14 protein-coding genes are annotated in these 15,231 nt (G+C 70.2%); 6 read left to right on the top strand and 8 right to left on the bottom strand.

Features of this window, described 5'->3' with window-relative positions; genetic code table 11:
• Positions 1–75: 75 nt before the first annotated feature.
• Together hemG and hemE are read right to left on the bottom strand one after the other, a co-directional pair.
• Positions 76–1,584, bottom strand: coding sequence for a protoporphyrinogen oxidase (gene hemG / locus ACFY9N_RS15965; protein WP_391479829.1), 1,509 nt, complete (start codon positions 1,582–1,584; stop codon positions 76–78).
• A 60-nt stretch (positions 1,585–1,644) separates the two neighbouring features.
• The gene (gene hemE / locus ACFY9N_RS15960; RefSeq protein ID WP_391479828.1) at positions 1,645–2,673 is read right to left on the bottom strand and encodes a uroporphyrinogen decarboxylase; all 1,029 of its coding nucleotides are present in this window, start codon (positions 2,671–2,673) and stop codon (positions 1,645–1,647) included.
• Positions 2,674–2,756: 83 nt separating this feature from the next.
• On the opposite strand from hemE, the gene ACFY9N_RS15955 reads away from it, so the two are divergent.
• The 3 genes from ACFY9N_RS15955 to ACFY9N_RS15945 all read left to right on the top strand — a co-directional run bounded on the left by ACFY9N_RS15955 (position 2,757) and on the right by ACFY9N_RS15945 (position 5,161).
• Positions 2,757–4,091 (top strand): glutamyl-tRNA reductase, encoded by a 1,335-nt coding sequence (locus ACFY9N_RS15955; RefSeq protein ID WP_391479827.1) that lies wholly within the window; start codon positions 2,757–2,759, stop codon positions 4,089–4,091.
• A gap of 66 nt (positions 4,092–4,157) precedes the next feature.
• Positions 4,158–4,733: an HhH-GPD-type base excision DNA repair protein gene (locus tag ACFY9N_RS15950; protein ID WP_391479826.1), complete on the top strand. Its 576-nt coding sequence runs from the start codon at positions 4,158–4,160 to the stop codon at positions 4,731–4,733.
• A gap of 2 nt (positions 4,734–4,735) precedes the next feature.
• On the top strand, positions 4,736–5,161 hold the full coding sequence (locus ACFY9N_RS15945) for a DUF1801 domain-containing protein (protein ID WP_391479825.1): 426 nt from the start codon (positions 4,736–4,738) through the stop codon (positions 5,159–5,161).
• A gap of 36 nt (positions 5,162–5,197) precedes the next feature.
• On the opposite strand, the gene ACFY9N_RS15940 is transcribed toward ACFY9N_RS15945, so the two are convergent.
• Both ACFY9N_RS15940 and ACFY9N_RS15935 read right to left on the bottom strand, forming a co-directional pair.
• A complete protein-coding gene (locus tag ACFY9N_RS15940; protein ID WP_391479824.1) occupies positions 5,198–5,680 on the bottom strand; it encodes a hypothetical protein in 483 nt (160 codons plus the stop codon).
• A 137-nt stretch (positions 5,681–5,817) separates the two neighbouring features.
• On the bottom strand, positions 5,818–7,203 hold the full coding sequence (locus ACFY9N_RS15935; RefSeq protein ID WP_391479823.1) for a glycine--tRNA ligase: 1,386 nt from the start codon (positions 7,201–7,203) through the stop codon (positions 5,818–5,820).
• Between the two features lie 137 nt (positions 7,204–7,340).
• Between ACFY9N_RS15935 and ACFY9N_RS15930 the strand changes: the two genes are divergently transcribed.
• From ACFY9N_RS15930 to ACFY9N_RS15920, 3 genes are all read left to right on the top strand, one after another.
• Entirely contained in the window at positions 7,341–8,810 is a 1,470-nt protein-coding gene (locus ACFY9N_RS15930) for a peptide MFS transporter (RefSeq protein WP_391479822.1), read from the top strand.
• Positions 8,811–8,879: 69 nt separating this feature from the next.
• Entirely contained in the window at positions 8,880–9,293 is a 414-nt protein-coding gene (locus tag ACFY9N_RS15925) for a VOC family protein (RefSeq protein ID WP_391479821.1), read from the top strand.
• 50 nt (positions 9,294–9,343) lie between these two features.
• Complete coding sequence (locus tag ACFY9N_RS15920) at positions 9,344–10,783, top strand: MFS transporter (RefSeq protein WP_391479820.1); 1,440 nt, start codon at positions 9,344–9,346, stop codon at positions 10,781–10,783.
• 46 nt (positions 10,784–10,829) lie between these two features.
• On the opposite strand, the gene ACFY9N_RS15915 is transcribed toward ACFY9N_RS15920, so the two are convergent.
• The 4 genes from ACFY9N_RS15915 to ACFY9N_RS15900 form a co-directional block, all read right to left on the bottom strand.
• A complete protein-coding gene (locus ACFY9N_RS15915; protein ID WP_391479818.1) occupies positions 10,830–11,225 on the bottom strand; it encodes a hypothetical protein in 396 nt (131 codons plus the stop codon).
• A gap of 165 nt (positions 11,226–11,390) precedes the next feature.
• On the bottom strand, positions 11,391–12,224 hold the full coding sequence (locus tag ACFY9N_RS15910; RefSeq protein WP_391479817.1) for a serine hydrolase: 834 nt from the start codon (positions 12,222–12,224) through the stop codon (positions 11,391–11,393).
• Between the two features lie 213 nt (positions 12,225–12,437).
• Positions 12,438–14,402: a M13 family metallopeptidase gene (locus ACFY9N_RS15905; RefSeq protein WP_391479815.1), complete on the bottom strand. Its 1,965-nt coding sequence runs from the start codon at positions 14,400–14,402 to the stop codon at positions 12,438–12,440.
• A gap of 65 nt (positions 14,403–14,467) precedes the next feature.
• On the bottom strand, positions 14,468–15,028 hold the full coding sequence (locus ACFY9N_RS15900) for a DUF1992 domain-containing protein (protein WP_391479814.1): 561 nt from the start codon (positions 15,026–15,028) through the stop codon (positions 14,468–14,470).
• Positions 15,029–15,231: the final 203 nt, after the last annotated feature.

Here is a 15,231-nt window from a genome sequence, read left to right as displayed (position 1 = left end):
CGGCCAGGTTCCCAGCGTAACCCCATATGCCATTTTCGGCATTGAGAGTTGTGGGGGTTGACAGGTGCGCGGCGTTCACTCCCAGATGAGCGTGCGTCGCAGTCGATCGGTCTCGTCGGTCGCGTCGGGGATCACCTGCGCGAGACCGGTTCCCGCGAGCCAGGCGCCGACCGCCGCGAGTCCCGGAACGGCCTGCACCGCCGCCCGCGCCGCGGAGCGCCGCTCGGCCGAGCCGATCACGGATGCCGGCTGCGCCTGCACGTAGCGCGCGCGGTGCGCGGCGACCAGAGCCGAGGGCGCCAGATCGACGCCGAGCAGAGCGGATGCCTCGCGCAGCGCGAGGGCCGCCGCCGCATGGTCGTCGAGAGTCGCGGTCGCCGCAGGCTCGCCCTGCGCGCCGAACGACACCCGCACCACGTGACGGTCGCCGGCCGCCTCGCGCACCCACTCCCACTTCGCGGTGGAGTGCGTGAGCGCCTTGGCGACGTGGCTGCCGGGAACCGTCAGCACCCCGGTGCCACGGGGGGCCGCGTCGAGGGCCGGAGCGTCGAGGAGCAGGGTCACGATCTCGATCTCGGGGGCCGGGGCGTCAGCAGCGGAGGCGAACGAAGGAACGACCCCGGCGAGCAGCGCGCGGGCGGTGCGCTCATCGACGGCGACGACGACGGCATCCGCCTGCCACTCCTCGGCGACCGCCACGACCTCGTCGTCGGATGCTTCGGGCGCGATCTCGTCAGCGGGGTCGATCGGCGCATCGGCGACGACGATCCAGCCGTCGCCGTCGCGCGTGATCGCGCGCACGGACGATGCCGTGCGCACCTCGACGCGGAAGCTCTCGAGGTCGGCGAGCAGGGCGTCGACGAGCACCGTCATGCCGCCGTCGAGTCCTTCGACCGCGGCACCCGGCTTCTTCTCGGCGGCGCGAGCCGCCCCCTGGTCGCGCAGCGCGGACACCGCGCCCGACAACGACCCGGTGCGCGTGAGCGCGGCGTTGAGGCCCGGTGCGGCGATGTCGACGTCGATGTCGGCGGGCGATGCGGAGTACACCCCGGTCGTGACGGGGGCGACGAGGCGGTCGCGGACCTTGTCGCCCATACGCGTGGAGACGAGCTTGCCGAGGCTGTGCTCGTGGCCGATGGTCAGCGGGGGACGCACGCGATCGAGGTAGGCACGCCAGGCGCCCGACCAGCCGATGATTCGGCGCACGTCGTCCTGGAACGGGTTCGCGGGGATACCGAGCAGGCCGCCCGCGGGCAGCGGTGCGGCTCCGACACCGGGCACACCGGCGAGCCAGGCTCCGCCCGGAGCGGGGGCGACGATGCGGTCGTCGATTCCGAGCTCGGCGAGGAGCGCGCGCACGTGGCCGCCGCGGGTCGCGAAGCTCTCGGCGCCCGCATCGACGGCGACCCCGTCGAGTTCGGCCCGACGGATCGCGCCACCGACGGCATCCGAAGCCTCGAGCACCGTGACGCGCATGCCGACCTTGGCGCACTCGCGGGCGGCGATGAGACCGCCGATCCCACCGCCGATCACGACGACGTGCTTCTCGGCGGCGCGGGCGGCGAGTTCGGAGGGCTCGGTCATGCCTTCCATCCTCGCATCGTGCGGCTCAGCGCCCGCCGGGGATAACCCGGCGAGGGGCGCTCAGTCGCGCTGAGCGTGCACCAGTTCGACGATGCGCGTGAGCTGATCGGGGTCGGTCTCGGGCGGCACGCCGTGGCCGAGGTTGACGATGTGGGCGCGGGCGGCGCGGCCGCGCGCCAGCACGTCGAGCACGTGCGCCTCGAGCACCGGCCACGGGGCCGACAGCAGTGCCGGGTCGATGTTGCCCTGCACCGTGGTGTCGGGGCCGAGGATCGCGGCCGCCTCGTCGAGCGGCTGCCGCCAGTCGACGCCGACGCCGTCGGCCGCGCCGTCGAGGCGCATGTCGGCGAGGAACGGTCCGGTGCCGACGCCGAAGTGGATGGTCGGCAGCCCGATGCCCTCGAGTGCGGTCTTCGAGTGCGGGCGCACGAAGGCGCGGTAGTCGGCGGGGCTGAGTCCGCCCGCCCATGAGTCGAAGAGCTGCACGACGGATGCCCCGGCATCCCGCTGTGCCGAGAGGAAGACCCGCGAGACCTGCGCCAGCCATCCGGCCAGACGGTTCCACGAATCGGAGTCGGCGTGCATCATGGCCCGTGCCCGCAGGTGCTCCTTCGACGGGCCGCCCTCGACGAGGTAGGCCGCGAGGGTGAAGGGAGCTCCCGCGAAGCCGATGAGCGGGGTGTCGCCGAGCTCGGCGACGGTGAGGCGCACGGCCTCGGAGATCGCGGTGGCATCGAGCGATGCGGGATCGATCGCCGTGATGCGGTCGACATCGGATGCCGTGCGCACCGGGTTCGGGAACACCGGGCCGCGCCCCGGTTCGATCTCGACCTCGACTCCGGCGAGGCGCAGCGGGATGACGATGTCGCTGAAGAAGACGGCCGCGTCGACGCCGTGACGTCGCACCGGCTGCAGCGTGATCTCGGCGGCGAGATCGGGGGTGAGGCAGGCGTCGAGCATCCGCGTGCCGACCCGCAACTCGCGGTACTCGGGCAGCGACCTGCCCGCCTGGCGCATGAACCACACGGGGGTCTGAGCGGGGCGCTCGCCCGCGAGGGCGCGCAGGAGGGGGGCGTCGGAGAGGGCCATGCCTCCATCCTCGCATCCGGCCCCGATGCGGATGCTGTGGGCCCGGCGACCTCGGTGTCGGGAGCCTCCGGTACAATCGAAGGGTGCTGCTGTGTGTCACGGCGAGTCACAAGACCGCCAGCTTCGATCTGCTCGAACGCCTGAGCCGCACCCCCGACGATGTCGCCCCCACTCTCGTGGGCATGACGCCGTGCGTGCAGGGTGCCGTTGTTCTCGCGACGTGCAACCGCTTCGAGGCGTACGTGGAAATGGACGAACCCGTCACCGCCGCGGGCGCCATCGGCGTCGAGGCCGTGCTCGAAGCGGTCGAGGCCGCGACCGGCGTTCCCGCCGCTGAACTCGACGGCGCCTACTCCGTGCACTCGGGTCGCCACGTCGCCGAGCACCTGTTCTCCGTGGCCTCGGGTCTCGAATCCGTCGTCTCCGGCGAGGGCGAGATCGCCGGCCAGGTGCGCCGCGCACTGAAGTCGGCCCGCAAGGAGGGCACGACCTCCCCCGAGCTCGAGCGCCTGTTCCAGCGCGCCAGCCAGGCACAGCGCAAGGTCAAGAACGTCACCGCCCTCGGCCGCGCCGGCCGCTCGCTCGTGCGGCTCGCCCTCGAACTCGCCGACTCCCGCATCGCCGACTGGTCGGCCGAGCGCGTGCTGCTCGTCGGCACCGGTGCCTACGCGGCCGTCACCCTGGCGACACTCCGCGAACGCGGTGCCGTCGACATCTCCGTGTACTCGCCGTCGGGCCGCGCCGAGATCTTCGCCGCGAAGCACGGCATCCGCCCTGTCGCCGAGGCCGACTACGCGCGCACCGCCGCGCGGTCCAGCCTGCTCATCACGTGCACCACGGCCACCGAGCCGGTGCTCGGGCCGCAGCATCTGCAGGCGCCCGTCGGGCTGGCTGCGGCCGGATGCCCGGTCTCCCCTTCGACAGGCTCAGGGCCCCAGCGTGGACAGCTGGTCGTCGACCTCGGCATGCCCCGCAACGTCGACCCGGCCGTCGCGGGTCTCGAAGGCGTCGCGTTGCTCGACCTCGAAACCATCCGTCTGCACGCCCCGCTCGAAGAGCTGCAGGCGACGGATGCCGCGCGCACCGTCGTGCGCGAAGCCGCCGACACCTTCCACGTCGTGGGCGCCCGCCAGAGCGTGACGCCGTCGGTGATCGCCCTGCGCTCGCACATCTTCTCGCTGCTCGACTCCGAGATCGACCGCGCCCGCGCGCGCGGCGATGAGGACGGCAAGGTCGAGCAGGCGCTGCGTCACCTCGCCGGCGTGCTGCTGCACGAGCCGACGACGCGCGCGCACGAGCTCGCCGCCGCCGGCCGCGCCGACGACTTCGCCGCCGCTCTTGCGACCCTCTACGGCCTGTCGCCCGAGCAGCCCGCCGTCCCGGCCGTCGCCCCGCTCGACGACGCCGCCACCGCCTGACGCCGGTCGCGGGCTTCCATCGCGGAGCGCCCCACGAGAGACCGCGCCCGGTGCGAGAATGAACGCATGGCCCTTCACATCACCGGAGACACCGCCGCCGACGCGCTCCTGACCGACAATCCGCTCGCGCTCCTGGTCGGGATGCTGCTGGATCAGCAGGTGCCGATGGAGACCGCGTTCGCGGGGCCGCTGAAGATCGAGCAGCGCACGGGGGCGTCGGATGCCTCGGCGATCGCGGGCATGGACCCCGAGGAGTTCCTCGAGGCGTTCAAGACCACGCCGGCCGTGCACCGGTTCCCGGGATCGATGGCGACGCGCGTGCAGACGCTGTGCCAGACCATCGTCGATGACTGGGGCGGGGACGCCGCGGCGATCTGGACTCAGGGCGACCCGGACGGCGCCGAGGTGCTGAAGCGACTCAAGGCCCTGCCGGGGTTCGGCGAGCAGAAGGCAAAGATCTTCCTTGCGCTGCTCGGCAAGCAGTACGGCTTCACGGGCGCCGGATGGCGTGAGGCTGCGGGCGACTACGGCGTCGACGGGTCTTTCCGCAGCGTCGCCGACATCGTCTCGCCCGAATCGCTCACGAAGGTGCGCGAGCACAAGAAGGCGATGAAGGCCGCCGCGAAAGCCGAGAAGGCCTGATCATGCAGCCCACCGGTGACGACGTCGCGGGTCTGATCGCCCGATCCTCCCCCGCGAAGCGCCGGCGGGATGCCGAAACGCTGACCGCGCTCATGCAGGAGGTCACGGGCCGCGAGCCCGTCACCTGGGGCACGATCATCGGGTTCGGATCCTGCCACTACCGGTACCCGACCGGCACCGAGGGCGACTCCGGCCTGCTGGGCTTCGCGCCGCGCAAGGCCGCAACGACGGTCTACCTGCTCGACGGCGTCGCGGCGCACGAAGAAGCGCTGGCCGCGCTCGGCCCACACACGACCGGCGCCGGATGCCTCTACATCAAGGACCTCGACGAGGTCGACCTCGACGTGCTCCGGGGTGTGCTCGAACGCTCGCTCGCGTGGGTCGAAGCGGGCGACACCCCCGAGATGGAGCTCACGGTCACGGGCTGAGATCGCGGCATTCGCTGGTCGTCCGGCCTGCTGCGCTCAGCGCAGCACCTCGACCAGTGCGACCCACGACACGACGATCGCCGAGACGATCGCGAGCAGGCATCCGGCGGCAGCCAGATACAACCCCGACGGATGCCCCACCCCCACCAGCACACCGGCGACGAGATACGCGACGAGCGGCAGGAAGCCGATCAGATACTTGAGCGGCCGCGCACGGTCGGCGGGATTCGGGTCGCGCGCGATCAGGCGCGTCACGTTGACCTGGAACACCGACATCAGCAGGGTCGCGGCGACGATGAGCACTCCGTACCAGGTGAGGTCGAGGCCGGGCACGAGGCCGAGGGCCGAGACGGCGAGCGCGAGCACGAGCGCCGCGATGCCCGCGAGCAATCGTGCGGTGAGGGTGCGGGACTTCACGATCTCGGCGATGTTGACGCTCGCGGCGACGATCACGAGTCCGGCGAGCGCGGCGGTCGCCCCCGCCATCGCGACGTTGAACTCGCTCCAGTCCTCGACCATGCGGTCAGCATAGACCTGCGCCGAGCCACCCCTCCAGAGACGAAACACCCCTCTGCGAACGGTGCGCAGAGGGGTGGTTCGGGCGAGAGGGGGTGGCTCGGCATCCGCCCGGGATCAGGACGAGCGGATGCCGCGACTCACGCGCCCTTCAGGCGCTCGGCCAGGTAGGCGTGCAGCTCGTCGATCGAGACGCGCTCCTGCGCCATGGTGTCGCGGTCGCGCACGGTGACGGCGCGGTCGTCGAGCGAGTCGAAGTCGACCGTGACGCAGAACGGGGTGCCGATCTCGTCCTGGCGGCGGTAACGGCGACCGATCGCACCCGCGTCGTCGAAGTCGACGGCCCACGAGCTGCGCAGGGTGTCGGCGACCTCGCGGGCGAGCGGCGACAGGCGCTCGTTGCGCGACAGCGGCAGCACCGCGGCCTTGACCGGCGCGAGGCGCGGGTCGAGCTTGAGCACGGTGCGCACGTCGGTGCCGCCCTTGGCGTTGGGCACCTCTTCTTCGCGGTACGCGTCGACGAGGAACGCCATCATGGCGCGCGTGAGGCCGAACGAGGGCTCGATCACGTACGGCGTGTACCGCTCGCCGGTCGCCTGGTCGAAGTACGTCAGGCTCTGGCCGGATGCTTCGCTGTGGCTGGAGAGGTCGTAGTCGGTGCGGTTGGCGACACCCATGAGCTCGCCCCACTCCTTGCCCTGGAAGCCGAACTTGTACTCGACGTCGATCGTGCCGGCGGAGTAGTGCGCGCGGTCGTCTTCGGGCACGTCGAACTGGCGCATGTTCTCGGGATCGATGCCCAGGTCGATGAACCAGTTCCAGCAGGCCTCAACCCAATGCTCGAACCACTCCTGCGCGTCGGCCGGTGGGGTGAAGAACTCGATCTCCATCTGCTCGAACTCACGGGTGCGGAAGATGAAGTTACCGGGGGTGATCTCGTTGCGGAACGCCTTGCCGACCTGGCCGATGCCGAACGGCGGCTTCTTGCGGCTGGCGGTGAGCACGTTCGAGAAGTTCACGAAGATGCCCTGCGCGGTCTCGGGGCGCAGGTAGTGCAGGCCCGACTCGTCGTCGACGACACCGAGGTAGGTCTTCACGAGACCCGAGAACGACTTGGGCTCGGTGTACTGACCCTTGGTGCCGCAGTTCGGGCAGGGGATGTCGGCGAGGCCGTTCTCGGCCTTGCGACCCTTGCGCGCCTCGAAGTCCTCGATGAGGTTGTCGGCGCGGAAGCGCTTGTGACAGCTGAGGCACTCGACGAGCGGGTCGGTGAAGGTGGCGACGTGGCCCGAGGCCTCCCACACGCGCTTGGGCAGGATGATGCTCGAGTCGAGGCCGACCATGTCGCCGCGACCGCGCACGAACGTCTGCCACCACTGACGACGGATGTTCTCCTTGAGCTCCGTGCCGAGGGGGCCGTAGTCCCAGGCCGAGCGCGAACCGCCGTAGATCTCACCCGCTTGGAACACGAACCCGCGGTGGCGGGCGAGGGCGATGACCTTGTCGAGGCGGGACTGTTCGGCCATGGTGGCTCCAATGGTCGGATGCGAGTGAGGATGCGGCACGCGGATGCCGCGGCATCCCCCATTCTATCTGCGGCTCTCCGCGAGGTCGGAGCCTTCTGCCCCTCGCACGCAGCGACCGCGAGGACTACCGTCGAACCATGAGTTCGACCGCACAGACCCGCCCGCCCCGCGACGAGAACACCCGTTTCTTCGGGCAGCCGTGGGCGCTCGTGCACGTGTTCGGCGTGGAGATGTGGGAGCGGTTCAGCTTCTACGGCATGCAGGGCATCCTGCTCATCTACCTGTACTACTCCGTGACCGACGGCGGTCTCGGCATCCCGCAGGCGGTCGCCGGCGGCATCGTCGGCGCCTACGGCGGCTCGGTGTACCTGTCGACCATCCTCGGCGCCTGGCTCGCGGATCGACTGTTCGGCTCGGAGCGTGTGCTCTTCGTGAGCGCCATGGTCATCGTCGCCGGGCACCTCTCCCTGGCGTTCCTGCCGGGACTCCTCGGCGTGGGCGTGGGGCTGATCCTGGTGGCACTCGGCTCGGGCGGTCTCAAGGCCAATGCGACCTCGGTGGTCGGGACGCTCTATGCGCCCGACGACGTGCGCCGGGATGCCGGATTCTCGCTGTTCTACCTCGGCATCAACCTCGGGGCGTTCCTGGGGCCGATCCTCACCGGCATCCTGCAGTCGACCCTCGGGTTCCACTACGGCTTCGGACTCGCCGCGATCGGCATGACGCTGGGACTCGTGCAGTACGCCTTCGGCCGCCGTGCGCTGCCCGACGAGGCGCGGCGCGTGCCGAACCCGCTGCCCGCGACGCGCTACCCGGTGGTCGCGATCATCGGCATCGCCGCCGTCGTCGTCATCGTCGTGCTCGTGCTGCTCGGCGTCATCCGCGCCGACAACCTCGCCCCGATCGTGATCGGCGTGACCGTCGTGGCCGCGATCGCGTACTTCGCGGTGATTCTCTCGAGCCGGCGCATCGACAGCACCGAGCGCTCACGGGTGTGGGGGTTCCTGCCGCTGTTCGTCACGAGCGTGGCCTTCTGGTCGCTCTACCAGCAGCAGTTCACGGTGCTCACGGTCTACTCCGACGAACGCCTGAACCGCGACCTCTTCGGCTGGGAGATGCCGGTCTCGTGGGTGCAGTCCATCAACCCCGTCTTCATCATCATCCTCTCCGGCGTCTTCGCCGCGATCTGGACCCGCCTCGGCAAGCGCCAGCCGTCGACGCCCGCGAAGTTCGGGCTCAGCGCGATCATCATGGGCACGGCCTTCCTGCTCTTCCTCCCGTTCGCCGGCGGCGGGCCGAACTCCACGCCGCTGCTGGCGATTGTCGGCATCCTGTTCGTGTTCACAGTGGCCGAGCTGCTGCTCTCGCCGGTCGGTCTGTCGGTCACGACCAAGCTCGCACCGAAGGTGTTCCACACGCAGATGGTGGCGCTGTTCTTCCTATCGGTCGCGCTCGGCACGGCGATCTCGGGCTGGCTGGTCGGGTACTACGACCCCGACAACGAGGTGCCGTACTTCTCGATCCTGGGCGGCATCGCGATCCTCGTCGGCGTCGGCCTGCTGCTGTCGATCAAGCCGGTGCTGAAGCTCATGAAGGACGTGCGCTGACGCGATCGGTCGTCCGGCGGATTCGGCGGCCGGTTCCGGATGTCGGATGCCGGTGACAGACTCGCCCGCATGGAACAACGACTCAGCTTCATCACCCTCGCCGTCTCAGACCTCGCGCGCACCCGCGCCTTCTACGTCGACGGGCTCGGCTGGGAACCGATGTTCTCGGGCGACGACGTGCTGATGCTGCCGATCGGCGAGCGTCTCATGCTGTCGCTGTGGTCGGTCGAGGGCTTCACCGCCGAGATCGGCGAAGCCCCGGCATCCGGCGTCGCCCCGATCACCCTCTCCCACAACCTCGCCACACCGTCCGAGGTCGATGCGGTGCTCGCCGAGGTCGCCCAGCTCGGGGCGCCGGTGAGCGCGGGGCGCGAGCGCGACTGGGGCGGGTACTCGGGGTACTTCTCCGACCCCGACGGCTTCCGCTGGGAGGTCGCGGTCAACCCGGGCGAGACCGGCGACTTCGTGCTGCCGCCGCTCTGACATGCGGCCCGACGGCCCTCACCCCTGTCGGACGCCGATAGCCTGAGTCGGTGGGAGCGAACGACGACAAGGCCAGGAAACGACTCTCACGGAACACTCCGCGGTGGGCGATCGTCGCGGTTCTGGCCTTCGCGGGGCTCTGCTCGTCGTTCATGTTCACGCTGGTCGTGCCGCTGCAGGCCGAGCTTCCGGCGCTGCTGAACTCCTCGCGCGAAGACACCACCTGGGTCGTCACGATCACGCTGCTCGTCGCCGCGGTCGCGACGCCGATCTCCGGCCGACTCGGCGACATGTACGGCAAGCGCCGCGTGGCCATGGTGCTGCTCGCCCTGCTGATCGTCGGCTCGCTCATTGCCGCTCTGTCGGGCTCGATCGTCGGGGTGATCATCGGGCGCGGACTGCAGGGTGCGGTCACCGGAGTGGTGCCCCTCGGCATCGCGATCATGCGCGACGTGCTGCCTCCCGAACGCCTCGGCACCGCGGTCGCCCTCATGAGCGCGACGATGGGCGTGGGCGGAGCGCTCGGGATGCCGATCGCCGCCTACCTCGCGGTCAACGCCGACTGGCACGCCCTGTTCTGGCTCGCCGCCGCGCTCGGCGCGGTGGGACTGCTGCTGATCTTCTTCGTCGTGCCCGAGGACGTGCTCCGCTCACCCGGACGCCTCGACGTACTCGGGGCGATCGGCCTCGCGATCGGCCTCACCGGCATCCTGCTCTTCGTCTCGCGCGGAGCGGAATGGGGCTGGACCTCGCTGCCGACCCTCGCCTGCATCATCGGCGGACTCGTCGTGCTGCTGGTCTGGGGCTGGTACCAGCTGCGCACGACCGATCCCCTGCTCGATCTGCGCGTCGCCGCGCGCCCCGCTGTGCTCTTCACGAACATCGCCGCGATCGGTATGGGCTTCGCGCTCTTCGCCTCGAACGTGACCTTCCCGCAGATGCTCGAGATGCCCGTCGGCACCGGCGCGGGCTTCGGACTCGACATGATCGCGGCCTCGCTCGTCGTCATGCCCGCCGGACTCGTGATGATGGTCATCTCGCCGCTGTCGGGCTGGCTCGAGCGCACCGTCGGCCCCCGCCCGCTCTTCACCGTCGGCGCGGCAGCGATCGTGCTCGCCTACCTCTTCGTGCTGCTGCTGTCGAGCGAGGTGTGGCACATCCTCGTCGGCAACCTGCTCATCGGTGTCGGCATCGGGTTCACCTTCGCCGCGATGCCGATGATCATCATGCGCTCGGTACCCGCGAACGAGACCGGTGCCTCGAACGGCCTCAATGCGCTGTTCCGCTCGGTGGGAACCTCGAGCGCCTCCGCCGTCATGGGCGGCGTGCTCGCGGCCATGAGCATCGACGTCGACGGTGTCGCTGTGCCGACGCACGACGCGTTCCAGGTGTGCTTCTGGCTGGCGATCGCCGCGGGCATCGTGGCGCTCGTACTCTCGCTCTTCATCCCGAAGCAGCGCGCTGCCGAGCAGCATCCGTCTCTGCCCTGACCGGGGCGGCGTCGGTCAGAGGGGCGGGGGTTAGAGGGTGCGCGGCCTAGAGGGTGCGCGGGTCGGGGTCGTCGGCGCGCGGCGGCCGCAGGCGGCTCGGGATCGGCCACGGCAGCACGTACGGCTCGGTCGCCGGACGGGTGACGTCGCCGAAGTCATCGATCTTCACGACGATGCGTCCGGGAGCGGCTTCTCGGTCGGGCGTCACCTCGACGATGCGCACCCGCAACGGACGATCCGCTTCGCCCTCGAGCATCCACGGATCGGCGAGCCAGGCGATGCCTCGCTCGTCGAGAGCAGCCTCGGCATCGAGCCATTCGGTGGGAGCGGATGCCGGGCGTCCGAGCACATCGACGGCGACCCAGTCATCGCCCGCCGGGTGGATCCAGCCGAGCAGTTCGCCGTCGTCGCGGCGGTGCGGGGTCCAGTCGGGTCGTGGCATCCCTCGACCCTAGCGTTCGGGGGTCTGGTGGTGGCCCCTTCGACAAGCCCAGGGACCCAGTGTGCGCTCAGGGACCCAGTCACTCGCGGGCCCTTCGAAAGGCTCAGGGCCCAGTCACACAACTGGGTTGCTGAGCCTGTCGAAGCATCCCGCCCCGCGGGTCGGTCAGTGCGTGTACTCCATGAGCTCGACGCCGAGCACGCGGAACGCATCGTGCGCACGCAACCGGTGGGTGATCGAGAGGTCGTCGAAGCAGACGATGAGCGAGTAGGCGACGCCGGCGCGCGGGCCCGCAAGCACCCCCGCCTCGGCGCGCACGCCCCGGTCGCGCCCGGTCTTGTTGACGAAGAGGAGGCCGTGCGCGTCGTGGTCGTGAGCGAAGGGATCGAGGCCGGTGGATGCCGCGACCAGACTCAGATCCTGGTTGAGGCTGAGCCACTCCGACACTCGAGCGCTGACCGCGGCGTCCACCACGGCGGAGTTCACGAGGGCCGAGAAGAGGCCGGCGAATTCGCGCGTGGAGCCGACGGCGACCTGCGGGGCGTCGTCGGGGCCGCGCTGGTCGCGGAACCGGTCGAGCACGGCGGTGCGCCGCAGGCCGAGGGCTTCGATGCGCTCGCGCACGCGGTCGTGTCCGACCTTGCGGAGCAGGGCATTGACCGCGATCGGGTCTCCCGCGGTGGCGGCGAGCACGGCGAGGTCTTCGAGCGGCAGGGCCGGTGCGTGCAGATGACGCCACAGTCCCGAGGTCGACACCTCCTCGACGCTCGAGCGGTCGATGATCTCGAGCGGGTCGAGGGCGCCGCTCTCGAAGCCTGCGGCGACCTCGATGAGGAGCGGCACGACGCCGAGTCCGGCGACCGGCATGGTGACGTGGTCGTCGCCCGCGAGCACGTGCACGTGACTGTCGAGATCGACGACGTGCACCGAGACCTGCGCGCCGGAATCGACCAGATTCTCGAGGGCGCCGAGAGTCGCGGTGAAGGACCGACGCCCCACGGCTGCGCGCCGAGGACTACGTCTGGTGGGGCGCTGTGAGCGACGCAGCACCGCGTTCGAGCCGTCGACAGGCTCGGGAATCGAGGGTTGGGGGGAGCCCACGCGTGATCCTTATCGGGGAGACGGATGGCGGGATGCCGAGGGGCTCGTCCCCCGCGGCAGGGCTATCGTAACCCCGCCGCGTGGGACGGTCTCACAGACTCCGGTGATTGGTCACCAGATCGTCACGCGTGCGTCTTCTGCGAGCCACAGAGCATCGCCGGAGGTCACGTCGAAGGCCTCGTAGAAGGCGTCGATGTTGCGCACGATCTGGTTGCAGCGGAACTCGTTCGGCGAGTGCGGATCGATCGTGAGCAGACGCAGCGTCTCGGCCTCACGGCTCTTCTGCTGCCACACCTGCGCCCACGAGAGCAGCAGCCGCTGCACGCCGGTGAGTCCGTCGATGACGGGCGCCTCGGCGCCGTTCAGCGAGAGCTCGTACGCCTTGAGCGCGATACCGAGACCGCCGAGGTCGCCGATGTTCTCACCGATCGTCAGGGCACCGTTGACGTGGTGCTCGGCGTCGAGCCCTTCCGGAACCAGCGCGTCGTACTGCGCGATGAGGGCCTTGGTGCGCTCCTCGAACGCCGAGCGGTCGGCATCCGTCCACCAGTCCTCGAGTCGACCGTCACCGTCGTAGCGGCTGCCCTGGTCGTCGAACCCGTGGCCGATCTCGTGCCCGATCACGGCGCCGATGCCGCCGTAGTTGGCGGCCGCATCGCGCGACGCGTCGAAGAAGGGGTACTGCAGGATCGCGGCCGGGAAGACGATCTCGTTCATCGACGGGTTGTAGTACGCGTTGACCATCTGCGGCGGCATGTGCCACTCGGTGCGGTCGATGGGCTTGCCGACCTTGTCGATGTTGCGGTCATGCTCGAAGGTCGACGCACGGCGTACGTTGCCGAGCAGGTCGGCGGCGTCGATCTCGAGGCTCGAGTAGTCGCGCCACACTTCGGGGTGGCCGATCTTGGGCGTGAAGGAGTCGAGCTTGGCGAGGGCACGCTCGCGCGTCTCGGGCGTCATCCACTCGAGAGCGGTGATGCTCTGCCGGTACGCCTCGATGAGGTTCGCGACCAGCTCGTCCATCGCGGCCTTCGCCGTCGCCGGGTAATGCCGTTCGACGTAGACCTTGCCGATCGCCTCACCGAGGGCGCCCTCGGTGAGCGAGACGCCGCGCTTCCACCGCTCGCGGATGGTGGGTACGCCGGTGAGCTGGGTGCCGTAGAACGAGAAGTTCTCCTCGACCAGGTCGTCGGTGAGGTATGCGGCGGCGGCATGCACGGCCTTGGCGCGCAACCACGCCTTCCAGTCGTCGAGGCGCTCGGGCGTGAGCAGCGAGCCGAGGCCCTCGAAGAAGCTCGGCTGCGAGACGACGACCTCGTCGAAGGCACCCGAGTTCGACGGGCTGACGGCCTCGCGCCACGGGGTGAGGTCGACGCCCGCGAGCTCCTGCAACTCGTCCCAGGTCTTGAGGTTGTAGGTGGCGACCGCGTCGCGGCTGCGCACGTTGTCCCAGTGGTGACCGGCGAGTTCGGTCTCGAGCGCGATCGACCGCTCGGCGTTCGCCGCGGCATCCGCGATCCCCGCCAGCGCGAGGAGACGCTCGAGGTGCGCGCGATATGCGGCGCGCGTGTCGGCGAACGTGTCGAGGCGGAAGTAGCTCTCGTCGGGGAGCGACAGCCCCGCCTGCACGAGCACAGGCACGTAGCGCTCGGGGTTGCCGGGATCGCCGTCGACGTAGAGCCCGATCACGGCGGCGCGGCCGTCGCGGTCGTAGGCGCCGACGGTGCGCAGGAAGGAAGCGACATCGTCGATCGCGTCGATCTCGGCGAGGGTCTCGGCGAGGGGGGCCGTACCCGCGGCAGCGATGCGATCGGTGTCCATGAAGCTCGCGAAGAGGTCGCCGATCTTGCGCGCGAGGGTGCCGGTCTCGGCATCCTGCGACTCCTCGATGATCGCCCGCACGTCTTTCTCGGCCTGCTCGGCGAGCAGGTGGAACGATCCCCAGCGAGCCTTGTCTCCGGGGATCTCGGTGCGGTCGAGCCAGGCGCCGTTGACGTGGCGATAGAGGTCGTCCTGCGGGCGGATGTCGGAGCTGAACTCGTCGAGGGCGAGGCCCGAAGGAAGCGCATCAGTCATACGCTCCACCCTAGGACGCACCCCCGACATCGTGTCCAGGGACGAAGGGAATCCGTCACGAACGGTCAGCGTCTGCGCAGGCCGAACCGGCGGCGCTTCGGACTCGCGGGCGCTGTCGCCGCCGCGGCCGCCGACCGCTCGGCCCGGCGCGTCGCCCATGCCTCGACCTCGGCCTCCACATCGCGCGGCTCGGTGACGACGGGCGGCCCGCCCTGGAGCTGCCGACGAGCCTCTTTCACGCGACGGTTGAAGTCCTCGAGCACGGAGCGGACGTCCGCCTCCCGACCGAGTCGGTCGAGTTCGCCCTCGAGCTCTCGATCCTCCGAGCGCAACAGCAGCGCCGGTGGACCGAGGCCGGTGAGGTTCTCGGTCTCGATCTTGCGACGGATCCACCAGTCGGGATCGTGATGCGTCCCGAGGCCCTCCAGCGGCTTGCCGGCACCGGGGAGGTCGTCGAATTCGCCGCGCCGGATCGCGACCTGGATCGCCGTCTCGATGAAGGCGGCCCGGTCGACGGCCGCGGCGATGCCCGGAGCCACGCCGTCCTCAGCATCCGCCTCGTCGCCGTCGTGGCGCGCCTGCTGCCGCGCCCGATAGCGGGCGGCCTCCTCACGGGGATCCGTCATGACGCTCCGATCTGCGGCATCCGACCTCCTTCCACCCTACGACCGTCCCCGCCGCCGGGCGCGGGCGCACGCTCGGGAGGAGATCTCGGGCTGCGGAGGATGCTTTCGGCCGATCGATCCTCCCCTGCGCGAGTTCTCCTCCGTCACGTGCGCCTGCCGCGCGCCGCCGGGCGCGGGCGCGTCACCGTGTCGGCGGTGGCCAA

Origin of the sequence: Microbacterium sp. NPDC008134 (genome assembly GCF_042957055.1) — a bacterium.
GTDB lineage: Bacteria > Actinomycetota > Actinomycetes > Actinomycetales > Microbacteriaceae > Microbacterium.
This window is presented reverse-complemented; position numbering and strand designations above follow the sequence as displayed.